This window comes from Pantoea sp. E956-1 (genome assembly GCF_982223955.1).
The window spans coordinates 1-411 of record NZ_CEUYZP010000098.1 but is presented as its reverse complement, the minus strand read 5'-3'; the positions used below and the strand labels follow the sequence as shown (position 1 = coordinate 411).

At 53.0% G+C, this 411-nt stretch carries 1 protein-coding gene; it reads right to left on the bottom strand.

Going from position 1 to position 411, the window contains the following annotated elements; all coding sequences use genetic code 11:
- Positions 1-149 precede the first annotated feature (149 nt).
- Positions 150-411 (bottom strand): S1 RNA-binding domain-containing protein (locus AC0T7J_RS25440; RefSeq protein ID WP_473798584.1); only part of this gene is annotated, 262 nt, incomplete at its 5' end.

Below are 411 nucleotides of genomic sequence, written 5' to 3'. Positions count from 1 at the left end.
AAACCTAGCACCGGTCTCGAGCTGCGGCAAATTTGTGGGTTGTCTGATGGTTTTCTTTTGAGAACTACAATTTCTTTATTTCAGATAAAAAAATACCCCCGCCGTTTGCACGGCGGGGGCATCTTCATTGCGCTAAAGCGTTGGGGTGATTAAACGCCCGAAGCTTTGGCAGCTGCCACGTCTTTGATGGACAGCTTGATACGGCCGCGGTTGTCCACGTCCAGCACCAGCACTTCCACTTCCTGACCTTCTTTCAGAATGTCGGTGACTTTCTCTACGCGAGCGTCGCTCAGCATCGAGATGTGCACCAGACCGTCCTTGCCCGGCAGGATGTTTACGAATGCGCCGAAGTCGACGATGCGCTCAACCTTGCCGACGTAGATCTTGCCGATCTCGGCTTCTGCAGTGATG